The sequence below is a fragment of the Streptomyces sp. L-9-10 genome, from assembly GCF_004151105.1.
Taxonomy (GTDB): domain Bacteria; phylum Actinomycetota; class Actinomycetes; order Streptomycetales; family Streptomycetaceae; genus Streptomyces.
Genome location: NZ_PHRF01000165.1, coordinates 24,887 through 38,900, shown reverse-complemented (window position 1 = coordinate 38,900; position 14,014 = coordinate 24,887). Strand labels below are relative to the sequence as shown.

General features: G+C 70.9%; 8 protein-coding genes and 1 pseudogene. 1 reads left to right on the top strand and 8 read right to left on the bottom strand.

The annotated features are described in order from the left end of the window. Positions 1–4: 4 nt before the first annotated feature. Positions 5–319: a hypothetical protein gene (locus tag CU044_RS36165; protein ID WP_129773037.1), complete on the bottom strand. Its 315-nt coding sequence runs from the start codon at positions 317–319 to the stop codon at positions 5–7. A gap of 51 nt (positions 320–370) precedes the next feature. On the opposite strand from CU044_RS36165, the gene CU044_RS36160 reads away from it, so the two are divergent. Beyond that, the gene (locus CU044_RS36160; RefSeq protein ID WP_129773035.1) at positions 371–1,087 is read left to right on the top strand and encodes a TetR/AcrR family transcriptional regulator; all 717 of its coding nucleotides are present in this window, start codon (positions 371–373) and stop codon (positions 1,085–1,087) included. A gap of 36 nt (positions 1,088–1,123) precedes the next feature. Here CU044_RS36160 and CU044_RS36155 read toward each other — a convergent pair whose 3' ends face one another. From CU044_RS36155 to CU044_RS36125, 7 genes and pseudogenes are all read right to left on the bottom strand, one after another. Further along, positions 1,124–1,798 carry a DUF4230 domain-containing protein gene (locus CU044_RS36155; RefSeq protein WP_129773033.1) on the bottom strand — a complete coding sequence of 225 codons (675 nt, stop codon included), beginning with the start codon at positions 1,796–1,798 and terminating at the stop codon, positions 1,124–1,126. A gap of 171 nt (positions 1,799–1,969) precedes the next feature. Further along, the gene (gene pulA / locus CU044_RS36150; protein ID WP_129773031.1) at positions 1,970–7,375 is read right to left on the bottom strand and encodes a pullulanase-type alpha-1,6-glucosidase; all 5,406 of its coding nucleotides are present in this window, start codon (positions 7,373–7,375) and stop codon (positions 1,970–1,972) included. Positions 7,376–7,629: 254 nt separating this feature from the next. Then, positions 7,630–9,009 (bottom strand): annotated as a pseudogene (locus CU044_RS36145) (alpha-amylase family protein); the annotation flags it as partial. Positions 9,010–9,197: 188 nt separating this feature from the next. After that, a complete protein-coding gene (locus CU044_RS36140) occupies positions 9,198–10,301 on the bottom strand; it encodes a LacI family DNA-binding transcriptional regulator (RefSeq protein WP_240046043.1) in 1,104 nt (367 codons plus the stop codon). Continuing rightward, on the bottom strand, positions 10,298–11,980 hold the full coding sequence (locus CU044_RS36135) for a glycoside hydrolase family 13 protein (protein WP_129773027.1): 1,683 nt from the start codon (positions 11,978–11,980) through the stop codon (positions 10,298–10,300). Before CU044_RS36135 ends, CU044_RS36140 begins: the two co-directional genes overlap by 4 nt. 99 nt (positions 11,981–12,079) lie before the next feature. After that, a complete protein-coding gene (locus CU044_RS36130; protein ID WP_129773025.1) occupies positions 12,080–12,973 on the bottom strand; it encodes a carbohydrate ABC transporter permease in 894 nt (297 codons plus the stop codon). Further along, positions 12,970–13,998 (bottom strand): sugar ABC transporter permease, encoded by a 1,029-nt coding sequence (locus CU044_RS36125; RefSeq protein ID WP_129773023.1) that lies wholly within the window; start codon positions 13,996–13,998, stop codon positions 12,970–12,972. Before CU044_RS36125 ends, CU044_RS36130 begins: the two co-directional genes overlap by 4 nt. Positions 13,999–14,014 lie beyond the last annotated feature (16 nt).

Sequence of the window (14,014 nt, the reverse complement as noted above, 5' to 3'; positions counted from 1 at the left end):
CCCCTCAGGGCAGCAGCAGCCAGTCCGCTCCCAGCGCCGCCACCAGACCGGCGCCCAGCAGCCATGTGCCCAGCCGCGTACGGCCGTGCCGGCTCAGTTCGATCACCACCCCGCACAGGATCATCGCGAGCCCGTACACCCCGACCACCAGGACCGAGGTCCGTTCCGCGAGCCGCACCGCGAGCAGCGCGGCGAGACCGACCAGCAGCACCGACGCCAACGCGATCCGCACCGCGCGCGCCTGACGAGGCGTCAGTCCGCCGTCGTAGGGCTCCGGTACCGGCGTGTCCATGGCCTCGTCCTGGTCAGATGCGCTCATGGAGCGGAGCGTAACGGACACCCGCCGGGGCCTGCCCGTTAGGCTGTTCGTATGACGACCGGGGTGCGCCGCAGGATGGGCGTGGAAGAGCGGAAGCAGCAGTTGATCGGCGTAGCGCTGGAACTGTTCAGCCGCCGCTCCCCCGAGGACGTCTCGATCGACGAGATCGCGGCGGCGGCCGGTATCTCCCGGCCGCTCGTCTACCACTACTTCCCCGGCAAGCAGAGCCTGTACGAGGCCGCCGTGCGGCGGGCCGCCGACGATCTGGCGACCCGGTTCCTGGAGCCGCGCGAAGGGCCGCTCGGCGCGCGGCTGCTCCGGGTCATGGGGCGCTTCTTCGACTTCGTCGACGAGCACGGAGCCGGTTTCTTCGCCCTGATGCGCAGCGGCCCTGCGGTGGGTTCCTCGACGGCCAACGCGATGATCGACGAGGTACGGCAGGCCGCGTACGAACAGATCCTGGCCCATCTCGGGGTGGCGGACCCGCCCGCGCGGCTGGAGCTGGTCGTACGGTCCTGGGTGTCGCTGGCCGAGACGACGGCGCTGATCTGGCTGGACGGGCGGCGCGTCCCGCGCGGTGAGCTGGAGTTGCAGCTGGTGCACGACTTCGCGGCGCTGGCCGCCGTGAGCGCCGCGTACGACGAGGAGATGGCGACGATCCTGCTGCGGATCATCGCCGACGAACCGGCCGACGGCCCGTTCGGCGATCTCCTCGGCCGGCTCACCACGCTGGGTACGGCTCTGCCCGCCCAGCGGGCGCGGGCCTGACCCGCCGTCCTCCCCGGGCGTGACCCGCCTGCCGGCTCACGCGTAGACCACCTTCACCTCCGTGAAGCCGAGGGAACGCAGCAGGCCCTGGAGCATGCCGGTGGTGTTCTTCTCGGCGCGTACAGTGAGTTCGCTCTCCTTGGCCGCGTCCCCGATGTGGCGGGCGGCGAGCTTGTTCACGGCGTGTTCGTCGGCCGGGTTGTCGGAGAAGAGGTCCCCGAGCCGGTCGAGCAGCCCCCGTTCCTTGGACACGGCGTACGAGCGCTCCGGATCGAGCGCGGGCTCGCCGAGCCGGGCGTGGGGCAGCCGGATCGTGGCGGCGGTGCGCTCCTCGTTGACCTGGACGCTCTGCTCGCCGATGCCGCTGAAGTCGACATAGGAGGAGACGGTGCCCGCGCCCACGTAGAGGGTGCGGGTGCCGCGGATCGCGTCCGGCAGGAACTTGGCGTCCTTCTCCAGATCGACGACGACCTGGAAGTTGCCGGAGGCCGCCTCGTAACGGTCCAGGTCCTGGATGGATTCGAGCAGGGTCGGTCCCGTGCGGTCGTTGGTCTCCTCGCCGAAGAGATCACCGAACCCGGGCAGCAGATCGAGCCGGCTGCCCGCGAAGAGCAGCGCGGCGACGACGACGAGTGCGAGCGGCAGCCTGCCCCACCGGGGCAGCCGTGTACGGCTCCGAGGCTTCTCCGGATGCGCTTCGGTGGACGTCATACCTAACGGGTTGCCCGTACGGCCAGGTTCACACCGGCCGGCTGACACACCGGCGGGCTCGCACACCGTCGGTCTGACACCGTCATCCGGGCGACCCTCGTGAACCGGCGCTCCCGGCCGTGTGCTCCGGCGGACAGCCCGGAGCACACGGCCGAGACCCTCACACGCCGCTCACGCCCCCTGTGCCACGAAGACCGCCACGGTCCGCGCGGGCACGGTGAACGTCCCCGACCCCCGCTCGTAACGGGCCTCCTTGACCGTACGGTCCGCTCCCCCGGCCTGGATCCGGTGCAGCGCGTACGGCCGCCCCGCCAGCTCCGTCACCCGCTGGTCCCGTGCCGTCGGGGCCGCGTTGAAGACCACGACCAGATCACCGAGCCGCATGGTGATCACCCCCGGGGTCTCGTCCGGCCCGGACAGCGGGAAGGTCAGCGCGGACCGGACCGCGTCCGTGGAGGTGAGGCTGAACGCCGGCTCCGTGGCGCGGATCCGCAGCAGATCCCGGTACGCGGCCGAGGCGCCGTCGATCTCCGCGCAGCCGGGCGTGAGCGCCGGAGCCGTCAGCAGGGGCTCGGCATAGGACCACTTGTCCTCGTTGTCGGCGGCGGGCGGCAGTCCCCGGCCGAAGCCGTTGCCGTCGCGGCAGTCCCAGTGGATCGCGTTGAACCAGTCACCGCTGTCGTACGAGTTGCGGTCCAGTGACTTGGAGCGCAGCAGATCCGTGCCCGCCTGGGAGAGTGCCGGGCCCTGGGAGAGCGTGGCGGTCGCCATCGCGAGGACCTGCGCCCTCGCCCGGCCGGCGGCCGGGACCGACGGCGGCAGCTTGAAGGCGAGCGTGTCGTAGAGGGATTCGTTGTCGTGGGCGTCCGCGTAGGCCAGCGCGTCGCCGGGGACGGCCGCGTAGCCGGCCGGCGCGCCGTTGTAGTCGACCTCGGAGCCGCGGACCGTACGGCCCGAGGTGTCGGTGAACGTGTAGTCGGCGAGGCTGCCGGTCAGCCCCACCTTGATCAGGTCCTGGTAGTGCAGCAGCCGGGCCTTCTGCTCGGCGGGGGTGCCGTTGGCCGGGGAGGAGTTGGGGTCGGTGTGGAGACCGGAGGCGAAGCCCTGGACGCCCGGGTCCTCGTCGAAGGGGCTGCCGCCGCGCACCGCGTCCCGGGCCCGGTCGGAGAAGGTCGCGATCCCGGTCCCGGCCATGTTCTTCTGGGTGGCCTGGACGAAGCGGGCGTCGTCGGCGATCTCGCCGAAGTTCCATCCCTCGCCGTAGAGGATGATCTTCTTGCCGTCGACTCCGTCCTTCGCGATGGTCAGCGCGTCCAGCGCCTTCCGTACGGCGAGGATGTTGGCCTTCGGGTGGTGGCCCATCAGGTCGAAGCGGAAGCCGTCGACCTTGTACTCCCGGGCCCAGGTGACGACCGAGTCCACGACGAGCTTGCCCATCATGGCGTTCTCGGGCGCCGTGTTGGCGCAGCAGGTGGAGGTGGCGACGGAGCCGTCCGGCAGCAGCCGCTGGTAGTAGCCGGGCACGATCTTGTCGAGGACGGACTTGTCGGCCTGTCCGCTCGCGACGGTGTGGTTGTAGACGACGTCCATGACCGTGCGCAGCCCGGTGCCGTTCAGCGACTGCACCATCCGCCGGAACTCGACGGTACGGCGGGTGCCCTCCGGGTCCGAGGCGTACGAGCCCTCCGGCACGGTGTAGTGCAGCGGGTCGTAGCCCCAGTTGTACGCGTCCTTCGCGGCGGTCCGCGCCACGCACGCCTGCTGTTCGGGCGAGTCGGGCGCGTACACCTTCAGGTCGCAGCCGGGCGTGGCCTGGTCGGAGGCGCGCTCCGGGATCGTGCCGATGTCGAAGGCCGGCAGGAGATGGACGTACGACGTGCCGGAGTCCGCCAGCCGTGCCAGCCGCTTCATCCCGTCGGAGTCACGGTCCGTGAAGGCGAGATACCGGCCCGGGTGGTCCGAGGTGCGGTCCGCGACCGAGAAGTCACGGATGTGCAGCTCCTGGATCTGCGCGTCGCGCAGCGGGACGGCGGCGGGCTTCTTCAGCGTGGACCAGCCCTGGGGGGCCAGTTTCGGATCGGCCAGATCCACCACGAGGCTGCGGGCCGAGTCCGTGGTGAGCGCGGTGGAGTAGGGATCGGTCACCTTGTTGGTGACGACCTTCTGGACGCTCGGCGCCCAGACCGTGACGGCGTACCGGTACGGTCTGCCCGCCCAGCTCCGCTCGCCCTTCACCGACCAGACGCCGGTCGCGGCGTCACGCCTCATCGGGACCGTACGGCCGTCGAGTTCGAGGGCGACGCGCTGCGCGGTCGGTGCCCAGAGGGAGAGGACGGGCCGCCCGCCGGTGAAGACGGGACCGAGCGACGCCTTGACCGCCCGGTCGCCGTAGAGGTCGTCGAGGATGCCCTGCGTCTGTACGCCGGTGGCCGCGAGCAGCGCGCCGTTGGCGGCCCGCTGGGTGGCGATCAGCTGTCCGGAGAGCGACTCGCGGACCCTGTCCCGGTCGCGTGCGTCCACGGTGAAGGCCGGATAGTCCTTGAGGTGCGGGTACGCGGTCTTCTGGGCGTCGGTGAGGGCGGCCGGCGAGAGCCGCAGCCACCTCCCCTCGTCGGACAGTGCGCCGTCCTCGACGGTGATGCCGCCGTCGCGCGCGTACACCAGCTGCTGGCTGGTCGCGGCGGTCGCCTTCACCTTCCAGACGACGGTGTCGGTGTCGATCCACTGGGCCTCGGCCTTGGTGAGGTCGAGGCTCGGGGACGAACCGGCCTGCGGCAGCAGGTACTTCGGCTGCCCGGCGAGCAGCCACACCTCGTTGCCGTGGGTCGCGAGGTCCAGGGACTGGTCGGTGGGGAGGTCCTTCTCGTCACCCTTGTGGAGGATGTAGCTGAGCGAGGTGGCACCGGCCGCGAGCGGGACCTCGAAGGTCACGCCGTACGCGTCCTCCCGCACCGGCTGGAGCGGCTTCGACCAGTCGGTGGGCGAGGCCGCGCCCGTCCAGGTGTGCAGCCCCCAGCCGTCGTAGTCGCCGTCCGCGCGCCGGTAGTGGACGGTCGCCTTCGTGGTGTCCTGTGGCGGGTAGGCGCCGTCGGGGGCCTGCTCGGACTGGCCGTCCGCGCCCTGCGTGATCCATACCTGGCCGGTGCGCGCGAGATCGACGGTCCGCTGGGGCCCGTCGTCCGGGGCGCCGGGCTTCTCCACGGTGTACGGGATGCCCGACGCGCCCTCGGGGACCTTGATCCAGGCGAAGGCGCCATAGGCGTCGCGGCCGGTGAACGCGGCGGTCGTGGAGCCGGACGTCAGCCGCCAGCCCTCGTAGTCGCCGTCGGGCCGCTGGTAGTGGACGACCGCGTAGTCCCGCTCGACCGCGCTCGGCTTCTCCGGCGCGGGCGTCTGTCCGGCCGTCGATGCGGCGGTCGCGCTCGCGGTACGCCCCGTGCTGTCGACGACAACGGCCTTGTAGCGCAGGGGCGTTCCGGCGGCGGTGGCCACGTGGTCGGTGACCCGGTACGGGGCGTGGTCCGCGGTGCCGAGGGTCCGCCACGCGCCGTTGCCGGTCTGGGCGGCGAAGACGACCCGGTTGAGCTGTCCGCCGGTGACCTCCGCGGTCAGCTCCACGGTGCCGGTGGCGCCGGGCGCCGGGGCCTTGAGGGTGATCGCGGGCTTGGCCGCGGGGGCGGGCAGCGGCTTCGCCGCCCTCAGGACGAGCGAGGAGAGCGCGGGTACGGTCACCTTGAGGGTGGAGCCGTCTCCGGCGCGTACCGTACCGGCGCCCGGACCGCCGTACAGCGTACGGAAGTCGGTGCCCGCGGCCGAGCCGACCGGGATCTCGACGGTCTTGGCCTGCTCGGCGTTGTTCACGGCGACGACGTACTCGGTACGCGCCTTCGCGTCCGTCGCGTCCGTACGGGCATCGGTACGCGCATCGGTACGCGAGAAGGCGTAGACCGAGTCCTTCGCGTACCGCTCCGTCTGGACACCGTCCCGCAGCGCGGGGTGGGCCTTGGTGAGCTTCGAGAGCGCGGCGATCGACCGGTACAACGGATGCGCCGGGTCGTAGGCGTCCGAGGCGTGGGTACGGTCCGTGCCCAGCTGGTCGTCGTCCAGATAGTCGGCGGTCTTCGAGGCGAAGAGCGTCTGGCGGGCGTCCTTGTCGCCGCCCGCGCCCGTGAAGCCCTGCTCGTCGCCGTAGTAGATCACCGGGTTGCCCCGGGACAGGAACATCAGCTCGTTGGCGAGCCGGCCCCGTCCGACCAGTTCGGCGTCCCCGGCCTCCGGGTTGTCCTGGGCGAGGAAGGTGCCGATCCTGCCCATGTCGTGGTTGCCGAGGAAGGTCACCTGCTCATAGGCGTTGGCCTTGTCGGTGGTGTAGCGGTAGTCGTCGGCGAAGACCTTCGCGAGCCGCTCGGCCGGCGCGCCCTGCGAGGCGTAGGCGCGGGCCGCGTCCTGGAAGGGGAAGTCGAGCGTGGCGTCCAGCCGTCCGCGGGTCACATACGGCGAGGTGACCGCGGTGTCCGACGAGTAGACCTCGCCGAACATGAAGAAGTCGTCCCGGCCGCGCTTGGCCGCGTACGCGTCGAGCGCCGTCGCCCACTGGGTCCAGAAGTCCAGGTCGACGTGTTTGACGGTGTCGATACGGAAGCCGTCGATGTCGAAGTCGCGGACCCACTTCTCGTAGATCTTCTCCATCCCCGAGACGACCTCGGGACGCTCGGTCCACAGATCGTCCAGCCCGGAGAAGTCGCCGTACTCACCGCTCTCGCCCGCGAAGGTCGAGTCGCCGCGGTTGTGGTACATCATCGGGTCGTTGAGCCAGGCCGGGACCTTCTTCTCGCCCGTACGCACGACGGGGGTGTACGGGAAGGAGTCCGCGTCGGCCCTTGCGATGTCCTTCGCCGCGCCGGTCCCGCGGTCGTCGAAGGGGCGGCCGTCCCGGTCAAGGTACGGATAGGCCCCCTTGGGCCGGTAGCCGTACTCCTTCTCCGCGTAGTCGACCGTGTCGGCGGTGTGGTTGGTGATGACGTCGAAGAAGACCTTCATGCCCTTGTCATGGGCCTTGGCGATCAGCTTCGTCAGCTCGGCGTTGGTGCCGAAGTGCGGGTCGACCTGCGTGAAGTCCGTGATCCAGTAGCCGTGGTAGCCGGCCGAGGCGTCCTTGCCCTCCCCCTGCACCGGCTTGTTCTTGAAGATCGGCGCGAGCCAGATCGCGGTGGTGCCGAGCCCCTTGATGTAGTCGAGCCTGTCGGTCAGGCCCTTGAGGTCACCGCCCTGGTAGAAGCCCTTGTCGGCGGGGTCGTATCCGGTGGATGTCCGCGAACCGGTCAGCCCGCCGCGGTCGTTGGCCGCGTCGCCGTTGGCGAACCGGTCGGGCAGGACGAAGTAGAACTGCTCACGGGTCAGATCGTGGCGCGCGGGCTCGGCGGCGAGCCGGGCGTCCGACGGCGGGGCGGGCGGCGCGGAGGCGGCGGGCCGGCCGGCCGCCGACGTGGCGGCGGCGGGCAGGGCGGGTACCAGTGCCGCGCACAGGGCGGCGGCGAGGACGGCGGTGGCCGTTCTCCGCAGGGGCGGGCGTTTCACGCGGGATCTCCTCGGATGTGCGGGATCAAGGGATCGGGGGGTGGCTCAAGGAATGGGGAGGCTCAAGGCATCGGGAGGCTCAAGGCATCGGGAAGCTCAAGGCATCGGGAAGCTCAAGAGATCGGGGAGTGACCGGGGTACGGGAAGGGGCCGTCCGGCGACGGAAGGCGGGGAGGCGGTCGCCGGACGGCCGTTTCCTGTGCGTCGGCGGCGGTGTCAGCCGCTCGGCGCAGGGGACTCAGGACCGGTGGTCAGCAGGTGCGGGCACCGGTGTGCAGCGCGACGGCGGTGTTCGAGCCGAGCGTCGCGGTGAACTGTCCCGATCCGTTCACCGTCACCGTCCTGCCGTTCTGCACATCGCAGTACGTACCGCCCGGCAGCGAGGTCTGGAACGTACGGGTGAGCGAGGAGCCCTCGTGGTTGATGGCCACATAGCCCGCGGAGCCCCGGCCGAAGGCGATCTGGTCGCCGCCGTTGTCCCACCAGTTGGTGACGGCCTGGCCGCGTGTGGTGTTGCGGAAGGCGACCATCGAGGAGATCTCGCGCCAGGCGTGCTGGCACTTCCAGCCGTTGCTGTAGCAGGCGTTGACCGTGCCGCCGTTGGGCGGACCGGCGTCCTTGTCGCTCCACTCGTATCCGGAGTGCACATCGGGCGAGCCGTACGGCCAGGCCAGCATGAAAACATTGGCGAGCGTGTAGTTCGCGCCGTCCTTGTAGCTGAGGGTGTCGCCGCCGCGCTCGGTGTCGTGGTTGTCGACGAAGACGGCGGACCTGCCCGACTCCATGTAGCCCCAGCCCTCGCCGTAGTTCTTCAGATAGGCGAGGTTCTCGTTGTTGAAGACCCGCTTCAGGTCGCGGGCGTACCGGAACTCCTGGACGTCGCCGTTTCCGAGGTACTCGGTCGGCGAGACGGCCTCGCCCGCGCCGTAGATGACCTCCTGCTTCCAGTAGGCACCCGGATTGCTCAGCCTGCTCTTGATGTTGGCGAGGTCACCGGCCGGCATGTGCTTGGCGCCGTCGATCCGGAAGCCGTCGACGCCGAGCGAGAGCAGGTCGTTGAGGTACGCCGCGATCCGGCCGCGTACGTACTCCTCGCCGGTGTCCAGATCGGCGAGCCCGACCAGTTCGCAGTTCTGTACGTTGCCGCGGTCGCCGTAGTTGTTGATCTGCGACCGGCAGTCGTCCATGTCGGCGCCCGAGTAGATGCCGGGGTAGTTGTACTTGGTGTACGAGGAGCCGCCGGTGCCGGTGCCGTCACCGGCGGACATGTGGTTGATGACGGAGTCGGCGACGACCTTGACGCCCGCCGCGTGGCAGGTGTTGACCATGTTCGAGAAGGCGGCGCGGTCACCGAGCCGCCCGGCGATCTTGTAGCTGACGGGCTGGTACGAGGTCCACCACTGGCCGCCCTGGATGTGCTCCTGGGGCGGCGAGACCTGTACGTAGCCGTAGCCGGCCGGGCCGAGGGTGTCCGTGCACGCCTTGGCTATGGAGTCGAAGCGCCACTCAAACAGTACGGCGGTGACGTCCTTGCCACCGGGCGGCGCCGCCTGGGCGGTCCCGGCGGGGACCGTGAGCGCGGCGGCGGCGCCCGCCACGAGGGCGAGCGCGGCGGCCAGGGTTCTGCGAGCCATTCGGTTCCTCCAACAACACTGGTGGGGGGAGGTGCGGGTGACGGTGGTGCGCGTGGTGCGGGTGGTGCGGCTCTGGGTCATGCCCGTGGTGCGGCTCTCGGTGACACCTGTGGTGCGGCTCCGTGCACGTGCGGTGGTGCTGCGGTGCGGTGGTGCGGTGGTGCGGTGGTGCGGTGGTGCGGAAAGGGTCAGTGGTGCCGGGGTGGGCGCGCTCCCGCGGTGGAGCCGCGTACCACCAGCTCGGGCTGGAACACGTACTCGGTGCGCTGCACGGGGCTGCCCGCCATCTCCTCCAGCAGCGCGGCGACGGCCGCCGCGGCCATCGCCCGTACCGGCTGCCTGACCGTGGTCAGCGGCGGGTCGGTGAAGGCGATCAGCTGCGAGTCGTCGTACCCCACGACCGAGACGTCGTACGGCACTCCCAGCCCGCGCTCCCTCGCCGCCCGCACCACACCGAGCGCCATCAGGTCGCTGCCGCAGACGATGCCGGTGCAGCCGAGGCCGAGCAGCGCGCCCGCCGCGACCTGCCCGCCCTCGACACCGAACAGCGTGGAGCACACCAGTTCCTCGGCCTCGCTCCAGGCCAGGCCCAGCAGCCCGACGGACGCGTCGAGGAAGCCCTCGCGCTTGCGCCGGGACGGCACGTACCGCTGCGGTCCTGTCGCGAGCCCGATCCTGCGGTGTCCCAGCTCGGCGAGGTGGCCGACGGCCATCCGTACGGCCGCGTGGTCGTCCGCCGAGACGAAGGGCGCGCTGACCCGCTCGTTGTAGCCGTTGATCAGCACGTACGGCACACCGCGCGCGGCGAGCGCGGCGTAGCGCGCCGGGTCCGCCGAGGTGTCGGCGTGCAGCCCGGAGAGGAAGACGATGCCGCCGACGCCCCGCTCCACGAGCTGTTCGACCAGCTCGTCCTCGGTGGCGCCGCCGGGCAGCTGGGTGCAGAGCACCGGGGTGTGTCCGTGCCCGGCCAGGACCTGCTCGACGGCCTGGGCGAAGGCCGGGAAGACCGGGTTGGTGAGTTCGGGGGTCACCAGCCCGATCAGCCCGGCGCCGCGCTGCTTCGGGCCGCGCGCGGAGCGCTCCCCGTGCCGGGAGCGCTCGTCCCGCTCGTGCCCGAGGGTGTCGAGCGCCGCGAGCACCCGCTGACGCGTCGTCGCCGCGACGCCCGGCCTGCCGTTCAGGACCCGGCTGACGGTCGCCTCGCTCACCGACGCCCGGCCCGCTATGTCGGCGAGCCGCGGCGTACCGGCGGTGAGGCGTCCGTCGCCACCCGGCGGCAGGAGGTCGTTCACACCGTCCACCACACCGTGGTGTCGGCGGGCAGTTCGGCCTCGGCGCCGTTCACGGCCACCGGGCCGCTGGCCACCAGCACCCGGCCCTGCGCGGGGATCCGTACCGCCGTGTCCGTGGTGTTGACCGTGCAGACGAAGCCGGGCCTGGCGAAGGCCAGCACGCCTTCGGGCGCGTCCAGCCACTCCACCGAGTCGCCCGCGCCCAGCCCCGGGTGCTCCTTGCGCGCGGCCAGCGCCGCCCGGTACAGCTCCAGGGTGGAGCCGGGGTCGCCGGTCTGCGCCTCGACGCTGAGCGCGCCCCAGCCCTCCGGCTGCGGCAGCCAGCTGTCCCCGCCGCCGAAGCCGTACGAACTGCCCTCGCGCGTCCAGGGGATGGGCACGCGGCAGCCGTCGCGGAAGCCGTCCTGGCCGTCCGCGCGGAAGTACGACGGGTCCTGCCGGGCGTCGTCGGGCAGGTCGGTGACATCGGGCAGCCCGAGTTCCTCGCCCTGGTAGACGTAGGCGGAGCCGGGCAGGGCCAGCATCAGCAGGGTCGCCGCGCGCGCCCGGCGCAGTCCGAGCGTACGGTCGCCGGCCTCGCGGGTCTGGGTGGCGCCGCCGGGCGGGCTCGCGAAGCGGGTGGCGTGCCGGGTGACGTCGTGGTTGGAGAGCACCCAGGTGGCGGGGGCGCCGACGGGGCGCATCGCGGCGAGCGAGACGTCGATGACCTCGCGCAGCTCGGCGCCCACCCATGAGGTGCTCAGGTACTGGAAGTTGAACGCCTGGTGCAGTTCGTCGGGGCGTACGTAGTTCGCGGTGCGCTCGACGGTCGGGGTCCATGCCTCGGCGACGGCGATCCGGTCGCCGGGGTACTCGTCGAGGATCCTGCGCCACTGCCGGTAGATCTCGTGCACGCCGTCCTGGTCGAAGAACGGTGTGCCGCCGTCGGCGCTGCCGAGCAGCCTGAGCTGGCCGGTGTCGCCGATGTCGGGCAGGCCCGCCGCCTTCACCAGACCGTGGGCGACGTCGACGCGGAAGCCGTCGACGCCCATGTCCAGCCAGAAGCGCAGGATCGAGCGGAACTCGTCGGCGACGGCGGGGTGGTCCCAGTTGAAGTCGGGCTGCTCGGGGGCGAAGAGATGCAGGTACCAGTCGCCGGGGGTGCCGTCCGGGTCGGTGGTCCTGGTCCAGGCGGGGCCGCCGAAGATGGACTCCCAGTCGTTGGGCGGGAGTTCGCCGTCCGCGCCCTTTCCGGGACGGAAGTGGTAGCGCTCACGCAGCGCGGAGCCCGGGCCCTCGCGCAGGGCGCGCTTGAACCACTCGTGCGCGTCGGAGGAGTGGTTGGGGACGAGGTCGACGATGACGCGCAGATCCAGCTCGTGGGCGTCACGGATCAGCGCGTCGGCGTCCAGCAGGGTGCCGAACATCGGGTCGATGGCCCGGTAGTCGGCGACGTCGTAGCCCGCGTCGGCCTGCGGGGACGCGTAGAAGGGGCTGAGCCAGACGGCGTCGACGCCCAGGTCCCTGAGGTACGGCAGCCGGCGGCGTACCCCGTCGAGATCGCCCATTCCGTCGCCGTTGCCGTCGGCGAAACTGCGTGGATAGACCTGGTAGATCACCGCGTCCCGCCACCAGCCGTGGGGGTGGCCCGGGGCGTCGTCGGACGTGCCGGTCAGAGGGGCAGCGAGGTGCTGGGTCATGTCGTCCCTGTGGTGTCTGGGGGTGGGGAGCGGCGCGCGGCCCGGTAGGTTCCGCGCGCCGCCGTCGTCGTACGGACTCGGTGGTAAGGGCAAGGCCGCTCAGCCCTTGACGGCGCCGGCGGACATGCCGGTGACGAGATGGCGCTGTGCGAAGAGGAAGACCAGCGCGGCGGGGATGGCGATGAGGACGGACGCGGCGGTCATCGGGCCCCACTGGGCGCCGTACTGGTTGACGAACTTCTGGAGGCCGCCCGCGAGCGTGAGGTTCTCGTCGCCGACCATGAAGGCGGAGGCGTAGGCCACTTCGCCCCAGGCGGTGATGAACGAGTAGAACGCGGTGACCGCGAGCCCCGGCTTGGCGAGCGGCAGGATCAGCCGGTAGAAGGTGCCGAACGGGGTCAGCCCGTCCACCATGCCGGACTCGTCGATCTCCCGGGGGATGGTGTCGAAGAACCCCTTCATCATCCAGGCGCAGAAGGGGACGGCGATGGTGAGATACGTGATCACCAGGCCGGCGGACTGATTGAGCAGCCCGAGGCCCGCCATGATGTTGTAGATCGGCACGATCAGGACGGCGACCGGGAACATCTGGGTCACCAGCAGTGTCCACATCAGTCCGCGCTTGCCGGGGAAGCGGAAGCGGCTGACGGCATAGCCGGTGGTGGCGGCGACGAACACCCCGAGCAGGGTGGTGAGTCCGGCGATGAGCAGCGAGTTGCCGAACCAGGTGAGGAACGGGGTGTCCCGCAGCAGGTTGGTGTAGTTCTCGAACGTCGTCTCTTTGAAGAAGTCCGTGGTCGTGGCGTAGCTCGCGGGCTTGAGCGAGGTCAGGAAGACCCACAGCACCGGGAAGACGGCGATCACGGACGCGACGATCAGGGTCGCGTGCAGCGCGACCGAGGCCAGCGGTGAGCGGTGGCCGCGGCGCGGGACGTTGGCGGTCCGCTCGGCGGCGGGGGCGGTCCGCTCGGGGGCGGGGGCGGCGGTGGTCACCACGTGTCTCCCTGCTTACGGAGGACGCGCCGGTAGACGGCGGCGAAGAGCATCAGGAGGACGAGGATCAGGACGCCCCAGGTGGAGGACTGCGCGAAGTCGCGGGGGCTGATCTCGAAGGAGAACTTGTACGCCTGCGTGACCAGGATCTGGGTGGCCTCACCGGGTCCGCCGCGGGTCAGCAGGAAGATCACCGGGAACATGTTGAAGGTCCAGATGGTGGAGAGCAGGATCACGGTCGTACTGACCGAGCGCAGCCCCGGCAGCGTGATGTGGCGGAACCGCTGCCAGGCGTTGGCCCCGTCCATCTCGGCCGCCTCGTACATCTCCCCCGGGATGGACTGGAGTCCGCCGAGGAGCGCGACCATCATGAAGGGCACGCCGAGCCAGATGTTCACGGCGATGACCGAGAACTTCGCCCAGGTCGGGTCGTTGAGCCAGGGCACGGCGTCGATGCCGCCGCCCGCGAGCAGCTTGTTGAGGAAGCCGCGGTCCTCGTTGTAGAGGAAGCGCCAGGCGAAGACGGAGACGAAGCCGGGGACGGCCCAGGGCAGGATCAGCAGCATCCGGTAGAAGGAGCGGCCCGCGATCCGGCGGTTGAGGATGTTGGCGAGGCCGAGGCCGAGCGCGAAGGTGACGCTGACGCAGGAGACCGTCCACACCAGGGTCCAGCCGAGGGTGCCCAGGAACTGATCGCCCGTCAGCGCGTCGGCGTAGTTGTCGAGGCCGACGAACTCGTAGGTGGCGGGCAGGTGGTTGACGCCGATGCTGCGCTCGACGTTGCGCTCGTTGGCGTCGGTGAGCGACAGATAGATACCCCGGACCAGCGGATATCCGATGATCACGCCGATCACGGCCACCACCGGGGCGACCATGGCCCAGGCGTACCAGTGGGTCGAGACACCGCGCCGGAGTCTCGTCGGCACCCCGGCCTCGCCGGGTGCCTTGCCAGTGCCGCGGCCGCGGCCGCGAGCGAGGTCATCGCCCGCGGCCGACGCCACCGACTGGCTGGTGTGGACAGCCATCAGCCGGCCCGCCTTC